Consider the following 21,900-nt stretch of genomic DNA (forward strand, 5'->3'; position numbering starts at 1 on the left):
TGTTTTTGTTTTTTTAAGATTATAGAAAATAGATCATAGAAAATAGACTTCAATGTCCAATCTATATTCTATTCTCTTTATTCTATTTTCTAGTTTCTCAAAGGTTTTCCTTTAGTTAACATATACTGGATTCTTTCTAAAGTCTTGCGTTCTGTACATAAACTCAAGAAAGCTTCTCTTTCGATATCTAATAAATATTGTTCAGAAACTAAAGTTGCTTCAGATAAATCTCCACCCGCCATTACGTAAGCCAGTTTGTTTGCGATTTTCTTATCGTGCTCAGAAATGTATTTTCCAGCTTCCATTTGATCGGTTCCAACTAAGAACATACCTAAAGCTTGTTTTCCAAGAACTTTAATATCTGTTCTTCTAATTGGCTGTGTATATCCAGCTTCAGCCATTAACAACGCATGTTTTTTAGCTTCAGCAATCTGACGATCTTTGTTTACTACGATAATATCCTTTCCGTGTTGTAATAATCCTGTGTCAAAAGCTTCGTAACCAGAAGTCGAAACTTTAGCCATAGCGATCGTTAAGAAATACTCTTGAAGAACATTCAGCTCAACATCATTTTTACGGAATAAGTCTGAAGCTCTTAAAGTTAATTCTTTAGAACCACCACCACCTGGAATTACACCAACTCCAAATTCAACTAATCCCATATACGTTTCAGCTGCAGCAACCACTTTATCAGCATGTAAGCTCATTTCGCATCCACCGCCGAACGTCATTCCGTGAGGGGCAACGATTACCGGAATTGAAGAATAACGAACACGCATCATTGTGTCTTGGAACAATTTGATAGCCATATTCAACTCATCATATTCTTGCTCAACTGCCATCATGAAAATCATTCCGATATTTGCTCCAACAGAGAAATTCGCAGCTTGGTTTCCAATAACTAAACCTTGGTGTTCTTTTTCTGCTAATTCAATTGCTTTATTGATCGCAGAAAGAACGTCTCCACCAATTGTATTCATTTTTGATTGGAATTCTAAGTTCAAAATTCCATCTCCTAAATCTTGGATAATTGCACCGCTGTTGCTCCAAACTTTTTTGCTTTCGCGAATGTTGTTCAGAATAATGAATGAATCTTGTCCTGGAACTTTAGTCTGAGATTTTGTTGGAATATTGTAGAAATACGTAGCGCCTTCTTTTACAGTGTAGAAACTGTCACTTCCAGAAGCCAGCATTTCGTTTACCCATGCAGCTGGCTCTAAACCTTCTGCTTTCATGATTTCAATTCCTTTGGCAACACCAATTGCATCCCAGATTTCGAATGGACCATTTTCCCATCCAAAACCAGCTTTCATAGCGTCGTCAATTTTGTATAATTCATCTGAGATTTCAGGAATTCTGTTTGAAACATAAGCAAACATTCCGGCGAAACTTTTTCTGTAGAATTCGCCCGCTTTGTCTGTTCCTTTTACTAAAACTTTAAAACGATTAATTGGTTTGTCGATAGTTTTAGTTAATTCAAGCGTTGCAAAATTTGCTTTTTTTGCAGCGCGGTATTCTAATGTATCTAAGTCTAAAGAAAGAATGTCTTTATCTACTTTTTTATAAAATCCCTGACCGGTTTTAGAACCAAGCCAGTTGTTTTCCATCATTTTGTTGATGAAATCCGGAAGTTTAAATAATTCGTGCTGTTCGTCGTTTGGACAGTTTTCGTAAATACCATTCGCAACGTGAACCAAAGTATCCAATCCAACAACGTCAACCGTACGGAAAGTAGCCGATTTTGGACGACCAATTACCGGACCAGTTAATTTATCCACTTCTTCAATCGTTAATCCCATTTCTTTTACAAGGTGGAATAAACTTTGAATTCCGTAAATACCAATTCTGTTTCCAATAAATGCCGGAGTATCTTTAGCAACAACCGAAGTTTTTCCTAAGAATTTAGATCCGTAATCCGTTAAGAAATCAAGAACTTCTTTTGAAGTTTTTGGTCCAGGAATAATTTCAAATAATTTTAAGTAACGCGCAGGGTTAAAAAAGTGAGTTCCGCAGAAGTGTTGTTGAAAATCTTCGCTTCTTCCTTCGCTCATAAAATGAATCGGAATACCTGAAGTATTAGAAGTAACCAAAGTTCCCGGTTTGCGGAATTTGTCGATTTGTTCGAAAACTAATTTCTTAACATCCAAACGTTCAACCACAACCTCGATAATCCAATCAACATTGGCAATTTTTGCCATATCATCCGTCGTATTTCCAGTCGTAATTCTACTTGCAAATTTCTGACTGTAAATAGGAGAGGGTTTCGATTTTAATGAGTTCGCCAAATGGTCATTTACCAAACGGTTGCGAACGGCTTTGCTTTCAAGCGTTAATCCTTTTTTAGCTTCAGCTTCTGTCAACTCGCGAGGTACGATGTCAAGCAGTAAAACTTCAACACCAATATTGGCAAAATGACAAGCTATACCTGAACCCATAATTCCGGATCCAATTACAGCAACTTTTTTAATTGTGCGTTTCATAATTTGTTACTTGTTTGTTTTTTGCAGTTTTCGAATTATTTCTTGTCTTATGAAATGCTATTCGTTTTCTGCGTTTTCTGTTTGATTAAATATGTTTTTGTCGTGAATCAATTCATTAATGATTTCCGAAACTTCGATAAAATGGCTCAGTTTTTCGTCTGAAACATGTTTTCTAACGGTCTCATTAAACTTCAGGACAGTATTTTTAGATAATTCTCTTTTTTCTTTTCCAAATTCGGTCAGATAGATCAAAACACCTCTTCCGTCACTTGGATTTTTTTTGCGAACAATCAAACCTTTGTCTTCCATTGATTTTAAAGTTCTGGTAAGGCTTGTGGCTTCCATTCCCATTCGTGGTCCCAAAGCTGTTGACGGAGTTCCTTCTTCCTTGTCAATACTTAACAGAGCAAATCCGGTTGCCATTGTAGCATCGTATTTTGCAGCCTCTTCATTATACATTCTAGAAACAGCCTGCCATGTTGCTCTCAAAATATAATCTATCGTTTTGTCTTTCATAGGTAACTATATCGATTTCAAATATAATCAAAAAATACTATGCATGCATATAATTTTTTAATAAATTTTTGGTTAGTTAAAAAATCCCTTTGATTTCGAGGGTTTTGTGGTTTATTTATTTTGAAATATACTATTCTTTTTTTAGATTTTAACAATTTAAGTAAGGTAAAAATCTATTTGTGATATTTATTTTGGTTTTAATTCTGGATTATTCAAAAAATTATATGTTTAATTCAGTATTGTCTTTCGGTTCATATCTCGAAATTGCATTTTGAAGAATTTTTTTCATACGATTTCGTAAACCTTCAGGACGTAAGATTTCAATCGAATCGCCAAAACCTAATAAGAGTCTTTCCATTTCATAATTAGGCATAATAAATAAGTGAATTATAATGCTGTGATCGTCATTTTCTTTGATTATTCTCTGAGATGGATGTAATGGTTTTGTCAATACATAAGGCGCATTCGAAGCATCAATCCAAAGTTCGATACGTCTGGGCTGTAAACCAGAATTTACCGTGACACCAATAATATCTTTATAAAAGGTATCGGCATTAAAATCTTCTTCTATATAAGGAAGGTTAAAATCGTAATCTATAGAAACGATTCTGTCCAAAGCGAGATTGGTAATGGGCTGGGATTGTTTTTTCTTTCCAATTAAAAACCAACGGTTGTTAAACTCTTTTAATATAAAAGGATGAAAATGAAATTTCGTTTCTTCTCTTGATTTAAAGGATTTATAAGTAATTATCAAAACCATTTTTTTGATAATGGCCTGATAAATTTCGTCCAGATAATGAAGGCCTTTCAGATTTTCATTTTTATCCAGATAAATAACGGGTTTGGTATGCGATTTTTCAGAATAGATTTTATCTTCTAAACGCTGTAAGATATCCGATACATCACTGAATAAAGAGAAATCTTTAAACTGTTTTAACATCGAAACCGTTTCGGTTAAAACATTCATATCGGTTTCCGTCAGCGGAATATCAGTTATCGAAAAATCTTCGTCGTCGTATTTATAATACTTTTTATCGTAAACCACGATTGGCGCATTATAGCCGAGTTTTTCACTACGCATCATCTGAATATCCATCTGAATGGTTCGTTTGCTAATTGGAATTTGTCTGCCCTCATATTCTTCTAAAGCCTGAGAACAGCATTCGATTAAATCTTCTAATGTCCATTGTCTGTATTTATTCTGCAGACATTTATCAATGGTTTTGTAGCGAATTAAGGCATTTTTGTTTTGTGACATAGCTATGCAATTTGATGTCGATAAAGTTTATTGGAAAAATAAATTTATGACAGAAATAATAAATCTGAGATAAAAATACACTTTTTGATTTTACTGCGTAATACGACTGCGTAGATTAAATTTTACATTTTACAGAAATGAGTATTTATACTATTTTTTTGTTAAAGAAAATCATATACATTTACCGCCTCAACCTGAAAATTACTATATGGGGAAACTTTACTTTCTACAATTAAACCTTATCTTATTTATTACTTCCTCGGTTTATTCCTTTAATAACAAAAAAAATAATAATCGAACTCCTGAAATGTTTACAAATTGGGTTGTTCCTCCTACAGTAGATTTTGTTTTTAGCAATAATAATGCTTGTTCCGGAACGCCGGTAACTTTTAATGCAACGGTTACTGGTGCAGCTCCTTTTACTTATAAATGGGATTTTGGAGACGGAAGCAGTTCTACGAATACAACACCAAGTCACAGCTTTACGGCACTTGGCTGCGGGGTGCAAAGTTTTAGTGTAAAACTAACCGTAACTGATGCTAATGGAGAAACGAATACTGTAACCAAAACGGTTGATGTAAAACAAAAGCCGGATTTAAAGTTTACAGATTTAAATGCTCCGGGATCGAGTAAGCCATTTGAGCGATGCGGTGATAACAATTCAAATCCAAAATATACTATTAATGTCGGAAATGCTTCTAATTCAGTTGGGTGTATTACTTCCTACAATGTAGATTGGGGTGATGGAAATTCAGAAACAAATGTTACGTTTCCAAAAACTCATGAATATCAAAGATTAGGTGCTTTTAATATGGTCATTACGGCTTTGGGTACAAATACATGCAGTAATGCTATTACGTATGTAGTTAAAAATTCGAATAACCCGCTGGGAGCTCTTATTGCACCGGGAAATACGACTAATTTATGTACGCCGGTTCAGCCTATGGATTTTGCTATTGGATCATGGGGACTTAATCCTTCAGATACAAGATATTATGTTGATTATGGCGATGGCGCTACGATGAGTTATACTCAGGCACAATTAGAAAGTTCTGTTTATTATAATAACTTAAATCCTCAGGCTTCACAAAATTTTCCTATTCCTCATACTTTTACACGATTTAATTGTCCGTCAGGAAATACAGTTCGTTTAACAATAACAACATCTTGCGGAAGTACTTATTTAACAGCCGGACCTATCATTATTTTAGATGTGCCTACAATAAGTTTTAATGTAAACAATATTATTTGTGCCAATACATATGCGCAGTTTTACAATACAACAACAGCCGGATATACTAATGACTGCAGTACTTATAATGTCTATACTTGGGATTTTGGAGACGGAACTCCAGTGTCAAGAGAAGTAAATCCTTCTCACGTATATACAAGACCAGGGAATTATACTATTAGACTTTCTGCACAAACGCCCTGCGGTATTGGGACTTCTACAACAAGAACAATTTGTGTGGAACCAATTCTAGAACCTAATTTTACTTTTGGGAATGCTTGTGCATCTACGAATCTACAGATTACGAATACAACCAATGCCAGTTTAGGATGTGGTACTGAAAGATATTATTGGGAGGTTACTTATTATACGGAAGGTTTTTGTGGAAAAGAGACTGTACCTGGATCAAACAGAGGACAATGGAATTTTGCCAATGGTACATATTCTAATTCAAAGGATCCGGTTTTTAATTTTATTATGCCGGGAACCTATTACGTAAGATTGACTACCGTAAATTCATGTGGAATCGAAAGATCAATTACTAAAACAATTGACGTAAAGAAACCGCCTGTTATTACACTTGAGCCAATATCTGATTTTTGTAATTCAGCCACAATAAAACCAGTTGCAAAAGTAGAACAAACCTGTTCTCCTGCCAGTGAAATTACTTATTTGTGGAGTTTTCCGGGAGGAACTCCTTCTAGTTCTACCTTGCTGGATCCGGGATTGATAAACTATACGACCAGCGGGAATTATCAGGCAACATTCACCGTTACAAATAGTTGTGGTCCTGTGTCAAAAACGGTTAATTTTTCAGTTAATACTGTTTTATCACCAATCATAACACCAAAAACGGTGCAAATTTGTAGTGGTAATACTTTTCAGGTTACTCCCTTTACAAACGGAACAGATAATGTACCATCAGGAACCACGTATGTCTGGTCAACGCCGATTGTTTCTCCTGCTGGTGCCGTAAGCGGAGCTACCGCGCAATCATCGCCAAGATCAAATATCAGCCAGACTTTAACGAATAATACGAATACTCCGGCTACCGTAACCTATACCGTTTCGCCAATTTCTGCAGTTTGTCCGGGACCTAATTTTACAATTACTGTAACGGTTGATCCATTAATTAAAGTAGTTGAAACCATAAAAAACGGAACTTGTTTTGGTTCAAACGATGGTAGTATTACCATTTCTGTAGCTGGTGGTATTCCTTTTGCGACAGGAAATCCGTATACTTTTTCATGGACTGGGCCTAATGGATTTACTAGTACAGATCAAAATATCTCGAACTTAAAACCAGGATATTATAATTTACAAGTTATTGATAACGGAAGATGTCCTTTTACAAAAAGTTATTATGTCAGCGAACCCGGTAAATTTCAGGTTACAGGAGAATATAAAAATGATATTACCTGTTTTGGTTTAAATGACGGAAGAATTAGTGTGCCAGTATCTGGCGGAACCCAGCCTTATACTTACGTCTGGACAAAAAACGGTAATCCTTACTCTGCAAATACCGGAAATCCAACGAATTTAGGACCTGGTGATTATAATGTTAAGATTACAGAAGTAAACTCTTGCGATGTTCTTAATAGAAGTTTTACGATAATCGAACCTCCTTTATTAAAGCTTTCTTATATAAGTCAGGTTGATATTTTATGTTATGGATATTCAACCGGTGAAATCAACGTAACAACTACAGGAGGAAGAGCAACAGAAATTTCTCCCGGTATTTTTAATTACAGATACAGCTGGACTGGTCCAAACGGATATAGAAGTACAGTTCAAAATCCAAGAAATTTAGCCGCGGGAACTTATAATTTAACTGTAACTGATAATTCAGGCTGTACCGATAATTTGCAGGTTATTTTACTTCAGAATCCTGAAATAAAATTAGATTATACCAAAACCGAAATAGCATGTTATAATTATGCCGATGCATCGATTACTATAAATAATATTACAGGTGGGGTTCCATTTGCAACTGGTGAACCATATATTATAAAATGGAGCAATTTAGGATCCGGACGTGTACAAAATAATTTATCAGCCGGAACTTATGTAATTACAATTACAGATGCTTTAGGCTGTCCAAAAGTATTTACAATAATTATAGACAATGCACCAGTATTTACCATAAAACCAGATGTAAGGCAGATTTCTTGTTTTGGTCAGAAAGATGCGCATATCCGTTTAAATCTAGTGGGAGGTAAAGCCCCTGTTCGTCTTGTTTGGGATGATGATGCAACAGCAGGAGTTGAAAGAAATAATATAGGACCGGGAAAATATTCGGTAACAATTACTGATGCGAAAAATTGTATAATCAAAGAGTCATTTACAATTGTAGAACCTTTATTGTTAGAAATAAAAGGAGAAGTTTCTAATCCTTTAGATTGTGCTAGAGCTGATACCGGAGCAATTAATCTGGTTGTAACCGGAGGTACGCAGCCTTATAGTTACAGCTGGTCAAACGGCGCTAAAACAGAAGATTTAGTAAACCTTGTTCCAGGCAAATACACTGTTGTTGCAACAGATGCTAATGGCTGTAAGCAAACTGATACATGGACAATTACACGATTTGATCAGCTTACACCAACAATTGAAGTTTTAACCGATTTTGATTGTGAAACCAAATATGTCAAACAAACCTTTGTAGGACATGTAAAAGGAGGAATTCCACCTTATACCTTAAGCTGGTCAGACGGAGTGATTTCCGGAACTAATAATGAAATTATGAATACCGAAAATAACGGTTTGGTTATATTTAGAGTGACTGATAGTTTCGGTTGTAATGCAGAATTGGCATATAATGTTAACACACCAGTTTTGGGTACGGCAAATTTCTCAACAGGTTCGTATGGAAAAGATATGTATGACTTATATTCAATTTACGATCCGGTAAAATTTACCAATCTGGCAACCGGCGACTTTACATTGATTTCATGGGATTTTGGAGACGGAAATTTTTCAGATGAAGAAAATCCGCAGCATATTTATACTCGTGTAGGAACATATACAATCAAACAAACGGTTACTTATCCATTTGGCTGCCAGTATTCTTATTCAGCAACAATAAAAGTCGAAAAAGGATACAGCCTTATTATGCCAAATGCCTTTACGCCAAATAATGATGGATACAACGACACATTTGCTCCTGTATTTTTAGGATTATCTGACATAACACTCGATGTTTTCGATACCTGGGGTGCTGTAATATATTCAGAATCCGGAACAAATATTAGAGGATGGAACGGCAGGGTTAAAGACATAGAAGCAGAAAACGGTAATTATTATTATAAAATCACCTTAAAAACCTTCTACAATCATACAGTAGTAGAAAAAGGTGCATTCACATTAATTAAATAAGCAGCAGAAATAACAAAATGAAATTAAGACTATATTTTATAATAATAATCAGTTGCTTTTTTACACAAGCAAGAGCCCAAGATCCAATTTTTACACAATATTTTTTAGTACCGCAGACATTAAATCCGGGGTTTACCGGATTTACAGAAACTACTTCGGCAGGAATCATTCACAGAGAACAATGGCCGGAACTAGACCTTAGAATCGATACAGACTATGCTTTTATTAATACCTGGAGCGAAAGCCTGAATAGCGGATTAGGAATAAGTTTTTTAAATCAAAGAGAAAATATAAGCAATTATAACTTCTCAGAGATCAATGCAAATTATGCTTATCGAGTGAGATTAAATGACGAATGGGAATTTAGACCCGGTATTGAAGCAGGATTTGGATTAAAATCTTTTGCTTTTCAGAATTTATTACTCGAAGATCAAATCAACATTAGAACCGGAGTAATCAACACCAGTTCTATGGACCCTATGTTATTAAACAGAAGAGCGACTTTTTTTGATGTGTCGGCAGGTATGGTTTTTAACACAGATGATATTTGGATTGGTTTGTCTATGAAACATCTTAACAGACCTAATATTTCGTTTAGTTCAGAAGGAAATGTGCCTTTAAACACCTTCTTTTCTTTAAGTGCCGGTTACGAATTTCTCGTAATTGACTATATAGATGTATTGCTGCTTCCGTACGAAACCAAGTTTTTTGTAACCTCAAATTATATGCAGCAAGGACGTTACAATAGGTTTGATTTAGGAGCATCCATCTTATTTGAAAAAATATTCTTTGGAGCAACAGGCGTGACAAATCCGGCAAAAAACGGAGCCAATGGCGATTTGTTAACCTCAATAAACCTTATGACAGGTTTACAGTACGAACATTTAAGACTAGGATTTTCATACGATTTAAATACTACCAAAATAGGAAAGACAGGTGGCATTTACGAGTTATCATTAACCTACCAGTTTGATTTGAGTAGAAAATGTTTCGGTTGTCCAAATTACTCAGGCAAATAAAAGATTTACATTTACCATAATTTGGGCGTGTCCCTCCGGGTCGGGCTGTACACTATATCTTTTGTGGCGAACCACGCCACAAAAGGATATCGTTCCCATCCCTCACGCGTTTACGTTAATAAAGAAATCTCCTTTTCAATATTCAGCCTCGCCTTATCTTCATATAAAACTCTGAATTCATCCGTTTGAAAGATAAATTCATATTCCAGAAAATGTTTCAAAGCTTTTGCACGTCCGGGTTTGTAGAGAAAATCAGGATAAATGCGATATTCTTTTCGTATTTGCTCAAAATAGATTTTATAATCTTCCCAGTCTTTCGCAAGGATTTTTAAATCAAAATCGATTAACCAATTAATGTCTTCGTTTGTGTTATGCGCGTGAAGCTGTGTTGCACAAATTGCATCAAAAACTAACGGTTTATTTATTGAGCTTTTTTCACCCAAAACAACCAAAGCATATTCGGCACTTTTAAGTTCATTATCCTTTTTTGAAGCCGAATACACAAAATCATGATAAAAAATAGAAAATAATATTTCGTTCGGATTTTGAAGCCGATCAGAATAGATTTCAAAACTGGCAATCATTTCTTCTAAATGTGTTAGATTATGATAATGCCTTGATTTTTTGGAATATGCCTTTTCTAAATTTTTCCAATTCTGCTGAATTTCATTCTCTAAAAAACCAATAGTAAGAAGTAGATCAGTATAGATTTTATTTAGATTCATCATGTTTATTATTTAAAGCTAAAGAGAAAACTCTGGAGGAGTTCAATATTTATAGCCAATTTACAGAATCGAAATTAAAGCTCCAGCGGAGCGACATTTCAGTTTTTATATTTAAAAAATAAATATTTCACCCCGCTGGGGCTCTTTCTAGACATGCTAATAAAAACTATAAATATGCCGTCCCTCTGGGACTTACAAGTTTATATTTAATTAATATTTACTCAAATTTAAAATTCTTTTTTTACTGCGCAAAATAATTGCGTAGTGGTTTTGAAATCTTTGTCATGTTAAAACAACGCAATTATGAGAACTATTAAAATTTATTGCAAAGAATGTAAAAGTGAGATAACTTCTGAGCTTACAGAAATATCTGAGTCAATGTTATTTTGGGATGAAAATGATCAGAATATAATTCAAAAAGGTAAATTTTCATTTTTAAAAAATCAGGAATCAAATAATAAAAGGATAATAGTTGCTCTTGATGTTTATAATTTAAAAAATCATAGTGATATAAATAGATTCGCTGGATGCTGCGGAAGTGATGGAGGAAATGGTCTAAATAAACTTTGCTTGAACGGACATGAAGTGGCAACCGAAGTTTCAGATTGCTGGACAGCTCACTATGTAGAATTTGATTGCAATAAAATAATTATTGAAGAAAAGATTGATAATGATACTTACAAAGAATTTAAAATATAATATTTTTTACTACGCAGAATAACTGCGCACTAGTTTTGAAATCTTTGTTCAAGAAATAAAACAAATGTTCATAGAAATAAAAATACTAAATAAAGCAGGTCAAGTTTAAGTTACTTCTAAAAACCTTTTGATGATTTATACTTATACCATTATCTCTTTATTTAAAATGAAGCAGTAGCTCAGCGGTTAGAGCAGGTAGTTTTGAAATTATCCCTAAAAGGTCAATCCAAACTTACTTCGTACACTTCTAATGTCCGGGTCGTGGGTTCGAATCCCACCTGCTTCACTATTAATGGTCAATTAAAACTTACTTCTTAGGTTCGAATCCTAACTTCTGAAAGGAAGTTGCTGGTTATAAAGTTTTAAAATCATCATCAATAAAAAATGAAGGTCAAGATTAACTTACTTCTTCGGGGAAACCCGCTCACCATTTAGTCCAGTTAATCAATTATCATCAAATTTCAGGTCAAGTGTTTCTTACTTCAAAACTCTTTTAGGTAGAACTCAGAAACGCAATTATCTAAATTTTTAAAATTAAAAAAATGAAAACAAAAGAATTATTAAAAATCAGTTTACGTCAAAATGCAATTTTCATTCCATCAGAAATGATTTCGAATGATATTAAAAATTTATCAGGAACAACATCAGTTTTAGCAGCCAATGTTGCAAAATTGGGATATACATTTTCTGAGACGTTACTGCACGCTTTAAATAATGTCAGCCCAAATTATAAAATAGAGATTTTAGAAGTCTTAAGAGAAGTTTTAGGAACCGATAAAAACTGGACACCATTGGTAAAAGAATGGAATGTGCCAACAGGAGAATCTGTTGTAGATCATATTATAACGTATTTTTCAAATATTTTCCAGACTAAAAACGGAACAGTTTTACAATGTGGACATACCATTCCAGATAATACTTTTCCATTAGAAAGATACAACGGCTGTCCGTTCTGCGGAACTCCGTTTGAATTTGGTAAATTGGAAAATATCGGTCAGGGAAGCAAATTAAAAGTGCTTGAATTGTGGAATGAGAAAAACTTAAATGATTTCTATATTTCATTATTACAATCTAAAACCGCATTAGACGCAACTCAGGTTGATAGTTTAAAAATAGTAATGAAATATTTGGCTTTGCCGAAAACAGATGTTGCCATGAAGGAAACTTTAATGCTGGTAATCGATCTTTTGATTGAAAACGGTAATGAAGATCTGGCATCTCAATTTTTGAAAACACCAACAGATATCTTGCGTTATTTGTGGTATAAAAACACAGGTTTATTGCAGATTATCGAACCAAAAACGATCATTAAAAGAGCGTCTAAAAACAATCAGCATTTTCATTATGTATTAGATACGAGTGTACAGGCAAAAGTGGCATCTCAAAAAGATTTGAAACTTAAATATTCCCGAAAAGAATGTTTAATGGTGGCAAACTGGTTGAATAATATGAATATGGATGTTGAGGCGATGTGCGAAATCATGCATCCAAAAAGAGGAATGTGGGTTCGTTTTATCCGTGCGCTGCGTTTGGCAGAATACAGCAAAAGAAAAGGATTCGAGAAATTAAATTTTTTAATGGATGTATTCTATAACCAAGTGTATGATGTTTGGCAGAGCAAAGTAAATTCGTCAAGATTAAAATTTGATGCCGATAAAACATTTGCATTGTTAAAACAACGTCCGGGATTATTTGCACGTTCCTTATTTTCGAATATGCTTTGGTTTGGAGCCGATGAAACAATCGCACATTTCGAAGAAGTGATCGATAAAGTTCCAGCAAGATTGGTGTTTACTTTAAATATGTATGCACAAAACTATTTTGATGTAAACATGCAGAGAAGTGTGAAACCTTTGGGTGGAACAAACAAACGTATTGGATCAAACCAATTATTGAAGTTGTACGATGATGCGCAGTTGGAAACCATGAAAAATCAAATCGAAGACTTGACTATTTTGGCTATGAAAAAACGATTTGCGTCGGTTTCAAACCCAAATAAAACGATTTATATCGATCCGCAATTGTACAATATGCCAGTTTCGATTGGTGATAGAAGCGAAACCGTTCAGGATCTCCCAGTTGCTTTAATGGGAACACGTTTCCCGGTTGAAGGAAACGAAGTGCGATTGTTTATGCAATGGGGTAAAGATCTTCTAGCGCAGCATTTGGATATGGATTTAAGCTGTCATATCGCTTACGAAGACCGTTCAGATATGTGTTCTTTCAGCCGATTGACGACTACAGGTTGTCAGCATAGCGGTGATATCAGAAGTATTCCAAATAAAATTGGAACGGCTGAATACATCAATATCAACATCGACGAATTGGCGAAAGCTAAAGCAAAATTTGTAACTTTTACTTGTAATGCGTACAGCAACGGAAGTATCACGCCAAATTTGGTCGTAGGTTGGATGAACAGCAAATATCCGATGAAAATTTCGGAACGAACAGGTGTTGCATACGATCCGTCGTGTGTAGATCATCAGGTTCGTGTGACGCAGAATGTTGCCAAAGGTTTGGTTTTTGGAGTGTTGGATGTAGCCAAAAGAGAAATTGTTTGGTTAGAGATGACTTTCGGAGGTCAGGTCGTAGGAGGTTTGGATTTCAAAGGAGTTCAGGCACTATTGGCAAAATTGAGCAGTAAATTGAATATTGGTAATTTATTAGAACTAAAAGCGGAAGCTCAAGGTTTAACGATTGTCGAAAACGAAAATGCTGATGAGGTGTACAACGCGCAATGGGCTATGAACGCTGCTGCAGTGACACAGTTGTTAATAGATTAATTAATTTAGAAGTGACAAAGGGGCATAGTTGCAAAGTGCCAAAGGTTTTGTAGAGGCGCACTCCTGTGCGTCTTCCGCAAAGCGAGGAAAAATTTAATCTCGCAAAGTCGCGAAGTCGCAAAGTTTTCCCTCGCAGATTGAGCAGATTAAGGAGATTTTAAAAATCATTTTAATCCTTTTAATCTGTGGCAAAAAAATTATTGAAATTAGTGCAATTTGTGTCAAAAAAACTTTGCTCCCGAAGCCTCGGGACTGCGACTTTGCGTGAGATTTTTCATTTGCTTTAAAGAAAAAATAATCTACGCAAAATAACTGCGCAGTAGTAAACAACCTTTGTACTATCAAAATAAAACAAACGATGAAAACACAAATAAACGGTACAGATATATTAGAATTAGGATTCCCAGAAGGAAAAATAATTGGGATTGCCTTAAAAATAAACAGCAAAAGAAACGGATTTACCCGAGAAGAAATGATCGAGAATTATAAAAACGTTCTAGAAGCTCCAGAAAATTATATAGACGATAAAGTATTCAGCAAACTGGCTGTGGCTTTAATCGAAAAGTCGAATGAAAAACCAGAAGATTTTATTGCTTTAAATCAAAATCCGAATGCGTATTCTGCTTACGGATTAGATCATATCGAAGACGGTGCCAGAAAACAAATGGAAGTAGCAATGAAACTTCCTGTTACAGTTGCAGGCGCATTAATGCCAGACGCGCATCAAGGTTACGGATTACCAATTGGCGGTGTTTTAGCTACCAAAAACGCTATTATTCCATATGGTGTTGGAGTTGATATTGGGTGTAGAATGGCGTTGTCGGTTTATGATATTCCGGAAGATTTTTACTTTGAAAACGAAGCTAAATTCAAAAAAGAATTAATTGCCAATTCGATTTTTGGAGCGGGTCACGGATTTCACGGTCAATACAAATCAGATCATGCGGTTTTGGAAAATGAAACTTTCAATATGAATCCGTTTGTGAAGAATTTGAAAGATAAAGCCTGGTCGCAATTAGGTTCTTCGGGTGGTGGAAACCATTTCGTTGAATTCGGAATCATGGAGTTTGCGCAAGACGATGCTGTTTTAAATATCCCAAAAGGAAAATATGTTGCTTTGTTAACGCATTCTGGTTCACGCGGAATGGGTGCAACGATTGCCGGACATTACACTAAAATTGCCAAAGACGAATGTAAACTTCCAGAAGTAGCGAGAAATTTAGCTTATTTGGATATGAACTCACAATTGGGTCAGGAATACTGGCTGGCGATGAATCTTGCAGGAGATTACGCTTCGGCTTGTCACGAGATTATCCATAACAAAATGGAACGTGCTTTGGGAGCGACGATTTTAGCGAAAGTCGAAAACCACCATAATTTTGCATGGAAAGAAATCTGGAACGGCGAAGAAGTGATCGTACATAGAAAAGGAGCCACTCCAGCCGGAAAAGGCGTTATGGGAATCATTCCGGGATCTATGACCGCACCGGGATTTTTGGTGAGAGGAAAAGGCGAGGAGAACGCCATAAACTCTGCTTCGCATGGAGCAGGAAGACAAATGAGCAGAACTCAGGCGATCAAAAACATTACACAAACCGAAATGAAATCAATCCTGAGAGATCATGGTGTTACGCTTATCGGTGCAGGTCTTGACGAAGCACCAATGGCGTATAAAGATATCAATCAGGTGATGGAAGCACAACAGGATTTGGTTGATGTTGTTGCCAAGTTTACACCAAAATTAGTGAGAATGGCAGATGATGGAAGCAAGGAGGACTAGTGTTCAGTATTCAGTTTTTTAGTGTTCAGTCTGTTGGTCATGTTACAATGTAGAGGCGCACTGCAGTGCGTCTCACGCGAAGTATGTTTCACGCAAAGTGAATAAAATATAAAATCGCGCAAAGTCGCGAAGGCGCAAAGTTTTATTTTTAAGTAAGATTACATCGTATTGTATGTCATCCTGACGAAGGAAGGATCTCCACGAGTAGCTCGACAAGATTGACATACGTTGCGGAGTTTCTTGTGGAGATCCTTCCTTCGTCAGGATGACAAAAAATGAGAAAAACTTTGCGACTCTGCGCCTTTGCGCGATTAATTCAACACAAAGAAAAAATAAACTTCGTGCCTTAGCGCCTTAGTGGCAAAAAAATAAATAACCGTTCCAAGAGGCAAAAAAAACTTAGAACCTTAGAACCTTAAAAAAAATGAACAAATATGAACGGCTGAAAACAGAATTAGAAACAGTCGGAAATGGAAAGATGAAAGCGTTTGGAGATTCAATGCTTCCGATTTTAAAAAACGGAAGTCTGCTGACTTTCGAAAAAAGCGATAATTACCAAATAGGAGATATTGTATTCTGTAAAGTAAAAGGCCGATATATTGACGCCCATAAAATCATAAAAACAGATAAAAATAAAGGTTTCCTAATCGCCAACAACCACGGATTCGAAAATGGCTGGACCAAGATTATTTACGGAAAAGTAATTCAGGCAGAGTTTAAGAATCAGATAATTTATTAATTAGTAACAAAGAGGCAGAGAAACAAAGAGGCAAAGTTATTATAGAGGCGCATCAATGTTTTTTACGAAAAGTATTCTCTCGCATTTCAAGCAGATTTCGTAGATAAAAATCATTTTAATCTGTGGCAAAAACTTTGTGCCTTAGCGCCTTAGTGGCAAAACAAAAAAAAATAACCGTTCCAAGAGGAAAAAAGCTTAGAAGCTTAGCCTCTAAGAACCTTAGCAACTTTAAAAAAATGACATACATAGATATCGGGATTAATTTGACAAACAAACAATTCCAAAACGACATAGACGATGTTGTACAAGACGCGGTAGATGCCGACGTTACCCAAATGATCCTCACGGGTACAAGTGTGAGGAACAGCGAAGAATCGGCAAAGATGGCGAGGCAGTATCCGGGTGTGCTTTATGCCACGGCGGGAATACATCCGCATGATGCGAAGAGTTATGATAATCAGAGTATTTCGAGGCTTCGGAAATTATTAGAATTGAAACATGTGGTTTCGGTAGGCGAATGCGGACTCGATTTTGACCGTGATTTTTCGCCCCGAAACAAACAGGAAGAATGTTACAGAGCCCAGCTCCAATTAGCGATAGAAGTACAGAAACCGTTGTTTTTGCACGAAAGAGATGCTTTTAGTTCGTTTATGAATATCACAAAAGATTATCTGCCGAAACTGCCCAAAGCCGTTGTGCATTGTTTTACGGGAACTTTGTCCGAAGCCAAAACCTATCTCGATAACGGATTTTATCTTGGTTTTACGGGAGCGATTTCAGACAGCAAACGTTTCGCACATTTAAAAGAAGTCATTCAGTACGTACCGCTCGACAAAATGATGATCGAAACCGATGCGCCGTTTATGCTTCCGAAAAATGTACCCAACAGCCTTTTGAAGAAATACCACGAACGCCGTTGCGAACCTGCTTTTCTGCCTTACGTTGCGGGAACCATTGCACAGTTTAAAGGAATTGCTTTGGATAAGGTTGCGGAGGAAACGACGAGGAATGCTAAGAGGTTTTTTGGGATTTAGAATAAAATATGAGGTGTAAAAGTTTGTAGGTTAGTGACTCAGGAATAAAATAAAAAATATATGTAATTACTTACATTGTAGTTTTCAATTTATTTATATTTGAAAGCAATTATGATGAAAATATATTCTAATAGAATACTAATCTCAAATTTTAATAACATAAAATGAACATTCAAAAGAACGTATTAATCTTATTTTCGACAGTATTGCTAGTACTGTTTTCTTGTAAAGAAGAAAAGAAAACCAAGCATAAAAAGAGCATTAAAAAAGAAGTTGCAAAAGCTGAACCTGAAAAAAAAGAAATCGAAGGAAGAATTCTAGAGGAGGCTCAAAGCAATTTTCTGAAACAATTGGTAAAAGAAGAAATTGGCGAGCAAAAATATGATGATCTGCAAATAGAAAAAGCGCCTTATAGTATTCATTTCCCTAATGATGGAGATCCATATTCTGTTGAGTTTGATATTATAAAAGAAAAGGATTTTAATAACGACGGAATTATAGATTATGTAGTGTTTAGAGACTCAAATGGAATGTTGGGAGGAAATGCAAATACAAACCAGGATTATATCTATTACATCATGAAAGATGAGGTCAATTACAAAGAAGCGCATTCTATTCTGGGTTATGCACCATTTTCTTATAATATAATTGACGAAGCAAAGTTTGAGGAAGATAAATTTAAAGTAAAAATCACTCAAAATTTTAGAACGTATAGTACTCAGGATCTAAAAACAGCTTCTTTATCTTTTATTTATAAAGATGGAAATTTATATGAAGAATCGTATTTGTCTGATTGTAAGCTCGCACAGTTAGAATCTAAAACTATTTTTAATGATATGCCCGAAGTAACCAAACGTATTCGAAGCATTGAAATGCATAATTACTGCGAAACTATTGGTGAAACGTATAAAAAGAACGATAGGTTTATTCATGCTGAACTAGAAGGTTGTGACAACCTATCACTGACTTTTGATACCGATTATATAGTCGAAAAAAGTAAGCTGAAAAATGCTTCGTTTAGAAAGAATACTACTTTAGAACTTTTAAAATTTTTATCGGCTAATACTCAGTTTTCGGAAGAGATCGATGTGATGATAGAATATTACGAACAAAATCCAGTAACCGACAAATCTATAGAAACGGTAGAAGGATATAGCTTTAGAGTATTAATTCAGCAGAATGACCCAAAGAAAAACGAACTTCGTTTTTTAGTGCAGCTTGAAAAAATTGATAATCCGTATCAAAAAGAAAATTGGGAAATCGCAACCCGAAATAAAACCGCTCCACCTGAGAATGAAGATTATTGATTTTCTGCTACATAAGTGGGAACTATTGCGCAGTTTAAAGGAATTGCTTTGGATAAGATTGTGGAGGAAACCACTAAAAACGTCTTTAATATCTAGTAAAAATCCCAGAGGGATGATATATTTATAGAAAATAAAGATTAAAGGTAATTAAGCTCCAGAGGAGCGACATATTTTTACAGCATGACAAATCTCAAAAACAGAGGAAAAGAAGCCAGCGACGATGCTTTGTTTGGAAATGTAAAAATGCAGTTCAAACTAAAAGAAGCCGTAACCGATATGCACTATTTTTTGAGCAGAGGTTATGGTGAAAAAGCAACTTTGGTTTTAGTCGGAAACCGTTACAGACTCAATGCACGCCAGCAACAAGCCGTTCGTGGAATGAGTGCTTCTCAACAGCAGATTGAAGACCGAAAAGCAAAAGAAATTGAGAGTCAGGATTTGGAAGGGAAAGAGATTTGTTTTGACGGATTTAATGTTCTGATTTTACTCGAAAGTATTTTATCAAACGCTTATGTTTTTAAAGGACAAGACGGTTTTATTCGAGATTTGTCAAGTGTTTATGGGACTTATAAAAAAGTAAAGCAAACTTCTGAGGCTATTGAATTGATTACTGATTTTTTTAGAAAAGAGAAAATTAAAAAAGCACTTTGGTTATTTGATAAACCTGTTTCAAACAGCGGAAGATTAAAACAAATGATAGAAGAAACCGCTTCTACACATCATTTAAATTGGGAAGTACAATTGGTTAATAATCCCGATAAATTAATGGCTGAAAGTGATAGCATTGCTGTAACTTCAGACGCATGGATTTTAGATCATGCCTCTTCAAATTTCAATTTGATGGAATATATGCTTTCGCAAATGAGTGAAAAAGAAACTGTAATTTCTCTTGAATAAAATGAAACCCAATCTCTTTAATGAAATAAAAGCCGTAATTCCTGATCTTAATCAAGATTGGAAAGAAAAATATGCTGTGTTTTTAACAGATGAAAATCTGCATCTTTTTTCTAAAAACCTGATTTCATTCTACAATCAGAAAACAGAAGTTGTGAGACTGCCTTATTTCAAAGACGAAATTATAGTTTCAGTTCAGGAAGCTGTTTCATATTTCGAAAAAGTGCTGGAAGACTTTTGGAATGATTCAGATGAAGTTCAGAAGAGTTTAATTCAGGCATTCGAAAAAACACCTTTTGAGAGTATATTACTTATTTTAGGACAGCGCTTAACCCCAGCTAGTGTTCGTGACGAAAACGGAATTCCGCCAGCAAAAAATATTCTTTTAAAAAGCTGTTTTTTGCCTTATAATAAAGAAATTTCAATAGCTACGAGAGCTTGGGAAAAACATGTGGGAAGAAATAAAAACAGTATTTTTGGAGAAATAAAAGGAAACACATTCCAGAAAAAAGAAAAAGTAGAAAAACTCATAGAGCACATTATCGTTCATAAAACATGGTGGAATATTTTTTACCATTACAAACATGGTTTGGTTTACGAAATAAGAGTAGAAAATGGACAAGGTTTAAGATGGTCTGCTGATGGAAAAAAGTTTATCGGATTTTTAGAAGATTTTTTAGAGGAATAAAAAATGGAAACAGAAAAAAAATATATTTTTAGCAAAGAAGAGTGGCAGACTTGTCTTAGAATTTTAGAATCGCTCAAAGACAACCCGTTAGAAAATCCAGATAATGATTTATTCGCGGGTTTGATTACGAAGATCCATAAAAATGCTAAAAAGAACTTGCGCAGTGTAAGTTATTCTTCTAAAAAACAAGAAGATCTCCAAGTAAGTTTGAGTGCTACTTTGGTTTCAAAAGCATTAAATGGAGAAACTTTATTTGCTGAAAAAGAAAATCCAGATGAACAGCAGTTTGTAAAATTGAATTTACCTAAAAATTGTTATGCCTGCAACCGCTCTTATAAATTAGCACATAGTTTTTATACAAGACTTTGTCCAGAATGTGCGGAAGAAAATTATGAAAAACGTTTTCAAAACATTGATTTAAAAGGACGTAACGTAATTCTTACTGGCGGACGTGTAAAAGTGGGCTTTGCAACTGCTTTAAAACTTTTACGAAATAATGCAAATGTTGTGCTTACAACTCGTTTTCCTGCGCTTGCTTTAGAACAGTTTAAGCAAGAGAATGACTTTGAGCATTGGAAAGACAATTTGATAATTTATGGTCTGGATTTAAGAAACTTAAATGCTATAAATGATTTTATATCATTTTACAAAGCCAAATTCAAGAGTGTAGATATTTTAATTAATAATGCAGCACAGACTATTAAATATACAGATGAATATTATCAGCCTTTAATTCGAAAAGAAGAGAATCTTTTAGATCTATTTTCTTCAAATAAAAAGTTGATCGCAAATAAAACTCCAGTTGCAGGAGAAGTAAAAGCATTAGAATATGGTTTTGAAGAAAAGACAGAATTAGCACTTTCACGTTTTGGACAGCCAGTAGACAACCGCGAAAAAACAAGCTGGAATTCGACTTTAGAAGAAATCAGCATGTATGAATTGGTAGAGGTAAATTTGATCAATCAGATTGCGCCTTATTTTTTAATAAAAGAACTCAAATCGTTGTTTTTAAATTCAGAATTTAAAGAGCGTTTTATTGTAAATGTAACTTCGTCAGAAGGAATTTTCAGTTACACCAACAAAACCATTTTTCACCCGCATACCAATATGACAAAGGCGGCGCTGAACATGATGACACTAACATCTGCCAAAGAATTTGCCGAAGATGCCATTTTTATGACCAGCGTAGATGTAGGCTGGATTTCGACTGGAGCAAAAGAAAGTTTACGAAAAAAACAATTTGAAGATGGATATATTCCGCCGTTGGATTCTGTAGACGGTGCAAGCAGAATTTTAGATCCAATAGCGCAAGGAATCAATGGGAATTGTATATTTGGCGTCTTGTTAAAAAACTACAAAGTTTCGGCTTGGTAAT

At 35.0% G+C, this 21,900-nt stretch carries 15 protein-coding genes and 1 tRNA gene; 12 read left to right on the forward strand and 4 right to left on the reverse strand.

The window, feature by feature from the left end; genetic code table 11:
• Positions 1 to 89: 89 nt before the first annotated feature.
• The 3 genes from ABD859_RS17800 to ABD859_RS17810 all read right to left on the reverse strand — a co-directional run bounded on the left by ABD859_RS17800 (position 90) and on the right by ABD859_RS17810 (position 4,254).
• Complete coding sequence (locus ABD859_RS17800; RefSeq protein ID WP_345145937.1) at positions 90 to 2,480, reverse strand: 3-hydroxyacyl-CoA dehydrogenase/enoyl-CoA hydratase family protein; 2,391 nt, start codon at positions 2,478 to 2,480, stop codon at positions 90 to 92.
• Between the two features lie 57 nt (positions 2,481 to 2,537).
• Entirely contained in the window at positions 2,538 to 2,996 is a 459-nt protein-coding gene (locus tag ABD859_RS17805) for a MarR family winged helix-turn-helix transcriptional regulator (RefSeq protein ID WP_345145938.1), read from the reverse strand.
• A gap of 220 nt (positions 2,997 to 3,216) precedes the next feature.
• Positions 3,217 to 4,254 carry a helix-turn-helix transcriptional regulator gene (locus ABD859_RS17810; protein WP_345145939.1) on the reverse strand — a complete coding sequence of 346 codons (1,038 nt, stop codon included), beginning with the start codon at positions 4,252 to 4,254 and terminating at the stop codon, positions 3,217 to 3,219.
• A gap of 307 nt (positions 4,255 to 4,561) precedes the next feature.
• On the opposite strand from ABD859_RS17810, the gene ABD859_RS17815 reads away from it, so the two are divergent.
• Positions 4,562 to 8,857, forward strand: coding sequence for a PKD domain-containing protein (locus tag ABD859_RS17815; protein ID WP_345145940.1), 4,296 nt, complete (start codon positions 4,562 to 4,564; stop codon positions 8,855 to 8,857).
• A gap of 17 nt (positions 8,858 to 8,874) precedes the next feature.
• On the forward strand, positions 8,875 to 9,876 hold the full coding sequence (locus tag ABD859_RS17820) for a PorP/SprF family type IX secretion system membrane protein (RefSeq protein WP_345145941.1): 1,002 nt from the start codon (positions 8,875 to 8,877) through the stop codon (positions 9,874 to 9,876).
• A 110-nt stretch (positions 9,877 to 9,986) separates the two neighbouring features.
• Here ABD859_RS17820 and ABD859_RS17825 read toward each other — a convergent pair whose 3' ends face one another.
• Positions 9,987 to 10,601 (reverse strand): HD domain-containing protein, encoded by a 615-nt coding sequence (locus ABD859_RS17825; RefSeq protein ID WP_345146270.1) that lies wholly within the window; start codon positions 10,599 to 10,601, stop codon positions 9,987 to 9,989.
• Positions 10,602 to 10,904: 303 nt separating this feature from the next.
• Between ABD859_RS17825 and ABD859_RS17830 the strand changes: the two genes are divergently transcribed.
• From ABD859_RS17830 to ABD859_RS17875, 10 genes are all read left to right on the forward strand, one after another.
• A complete protein-coding gene (locus tag ABD859_RS17830) occupies positions 10,905 to 11,300 on the forward strand; it encodes a hypothetical protein (protein ID WP_345145942.1) in 396 nt (131 codons plus the stop codon).
• A gap of 168 nt (positions 11,301 to 11,468) precedes the next feature.
• A tRNA-OTHER gene (locus tag ABD859_RS17835) sits at positions 11,469 to 11,586 on the forward strand.
• Between the two features lie 256 nt (positions 11,587 to 11,842).
• Positions 11,843 to 14,083, forward strand: coding sequence for a hypothetical protein (locus ABD859_RS17840; protein WP_345145943.1), 2,241 nt, complete (start codon positions 11,843 to 11,845; stop codon positions 14,081 to 14,083).
• A 358-nt stretch (positions 14,084 to 14,441) separates the two neighbouring features.
• The gene (locus ABD859_RS17845) at positions 14,442 to 15,863 is read left to right on the forward strand and encodes an RtcB family protein (protein WP_345145944.1); all 1,422 of its coding nucleotides are present in this window, start codon (positions 14,442 to 14,444) and stop codon (positions 15,861 to 15,863) included.
• A 424-nt stretch (positions 15,864 to 16,287) separates the two neighbouring features.
• Complete coding sequence (locus tag ABD859_RS17850; protein WP_345145945.1) at positions 16,288 to 16,602, forward strand: S24 family peptidase; 315 nt, start codon at positions 16,288 to 16,290, stop codon at positions 16,600 to 16,602.
• A gap of 236 nt (positions 16,603 to 16,838) precedes the next feature.
• Positions 16,839 to 17,636, forward strand: a complete 798-nt coding sequence (locus ABD859_RS17855; protein ID WP_345145946.1) for a TatD family hydrolase — start codon at positions 16,839 to 16,841, stop codon at positions 17,634 to 17,636.
• 164 nt (positions 17,637 to 17,800) lie between these two features.
• Positions 17,801 to 18,943, forward strand: a complete 1,143-nt coding sequence (locus ABD859_RS17860; protein ID WP_345145947.1) for a hypothetical protein — start codon at positions 17,801 to 17,803, stop codon at positions 18,941 to 18,943.
• Positions 18,944 to 19,123: 180 nt separating this feature from the next.
• The gene (locus tag ABD859_RS17865; protein ID WP_345145948.1) at positions 19,124 to 19,840 is read left to right on the forward strand and encodes a DUF434 domain-containing protein; all 717 of its coding nucleotides are present in this window, start codon (positions 19,124 to 19,126) and stop codon (positions 19,838 to 19,840) included.
• Position 19,841: 1 nt separating this feature from the next.
• The gene (locus ABD859_RS17870) at positions 19,842 to 20,525 is read left to right on the forward strand and encodes a hypothetical protein (RefSeq protein WP_345145949.1); all 684 of its coding nucleotides are present in this window, start codon (positions 19,842 to 19,844) and stop codon (positions 20,523 to 20,525) included.
• A 3-nt stretch (positions 20,526 to 20,528) separates the two neighbouring features.
• Positions 20,529 to 21,899, forward strand: a complete 1,371-nt coding sequence (locus ABD859_RS17875) for an SDR family oxidoreductase (protein ID WP_345145950.1) — start codon at positions 20,529 to 20,531, stop codon at positions 21,897 to 21,899.
• Position 21,900 lies beyond the last annotated feature (1 nt).

This window comes from Flavobacterium ginsengiterrae (assembly GCF_039539785.1).
GTDB lineage: Bacteria > Bacteroidota > Bacteroidia > Flavobacteriales > Flavobacteriaceae > Flavobacterium > Flavobacterium ginsengiterrae.

Coding starts and splice junctions, on each gene's coding strand:
- ABD859_RS17825 (WP_345146270.1), bottom strand. CDS start 10,601: ATGAATCTAAATAAAATCTATACTGATCTACTTCTTACTATTGGTTTT.
- ABD859_RS17870 (WP_345145949.1), top strand. CDS start 19,842: ATGAAACCCAATCTCTTTAATGAAATAAAAGCCGTAATTCCTGATCTT.
- ABD859_RS17800 (WP_345145937.1), bottom strand. CDS start 2,480: ATGAAACGCACAATTAAAAAAGTTGCTGTAATTGGATCCGGAATTATG.
- ABD859_RS17805 (WP_345145938.1), bottom strand. CDS start 2,996: ATGAAAGACAAAACGATAGATTATATTTTGAGAGCAACATGGCAGGCT.
- ABD859_RS17860 (WP_345145947.1), top strand. CDS start 17,801: ATGAACATTCAAAAGAACGTATTAATCTTATTTTCGACAGTATTGCTA.
- ABD859_RS17815 (WP_345145940.1), top strand. CDS start 4,562: ATGTTTACAAATTGGGTTGTTCCTCCTACAGTAGATTTTGTTTTTAGC.
- ABD859_RS17850 (WP_345145945.1), top strand. CDS start 16,288: ATGAACAAATATGAACGGCTGAAAACAGAATTAGAAACAGTCGGAAAT.
- ABD859_RS17865 (WP_345145948.1), top strand. CDS start 19,124: ATGACAAATCTCAAAAACAGAGGAAAAGAAGCCAGCGACGATGCTTTG.
- ABD859_RS17810 (WP_345145939.1), bottom strand. CDS start 4,254: ATGTCACAAAACAAAAATGCCTTAATTCGCTACAAAACCATTGATAAA.
- ABD859_RS17855 (WP_345145946.1), top strand. CDS start 16,839: ATGACATACATAGATATCGGGATTAATTTGACAAACAAACAATTCCAA.
- ABD859_RS17820 (WP_345145941.1), top strand. CDS start 8,875: ATGAAATTAAGACTATATTTTATAATAATAATCAGTTGCTTTTTTACA.
- ABD859_RS17875 (WP_345145950.1), top strand. CDS start 20,529: ATGGAAACAGAAAAAAAATATATTTTTAGCAAAGAAGAGTGGCAGACT.
- ABD859_RS17840 (WP_345145943.1), top strand. CDS start 11,843: ATGAAAACAAAAGAATTATTAAAAATCAGTTTACGTCAAAATGCAATT.
- ABD859_RS17845 (WP_345145944.1), top strand. CDS start 14,442: ATGAAAACACAAATAAACGGTACAGATATATTAGAATTAGGATTCCCA.
- ABD859_RS17830 (WP_345145942.1), top strand. CDS start 10,905: ATGAGAACTATTAAAATTTATTGCAAAGAATGTAAAAGTGAGATAACT.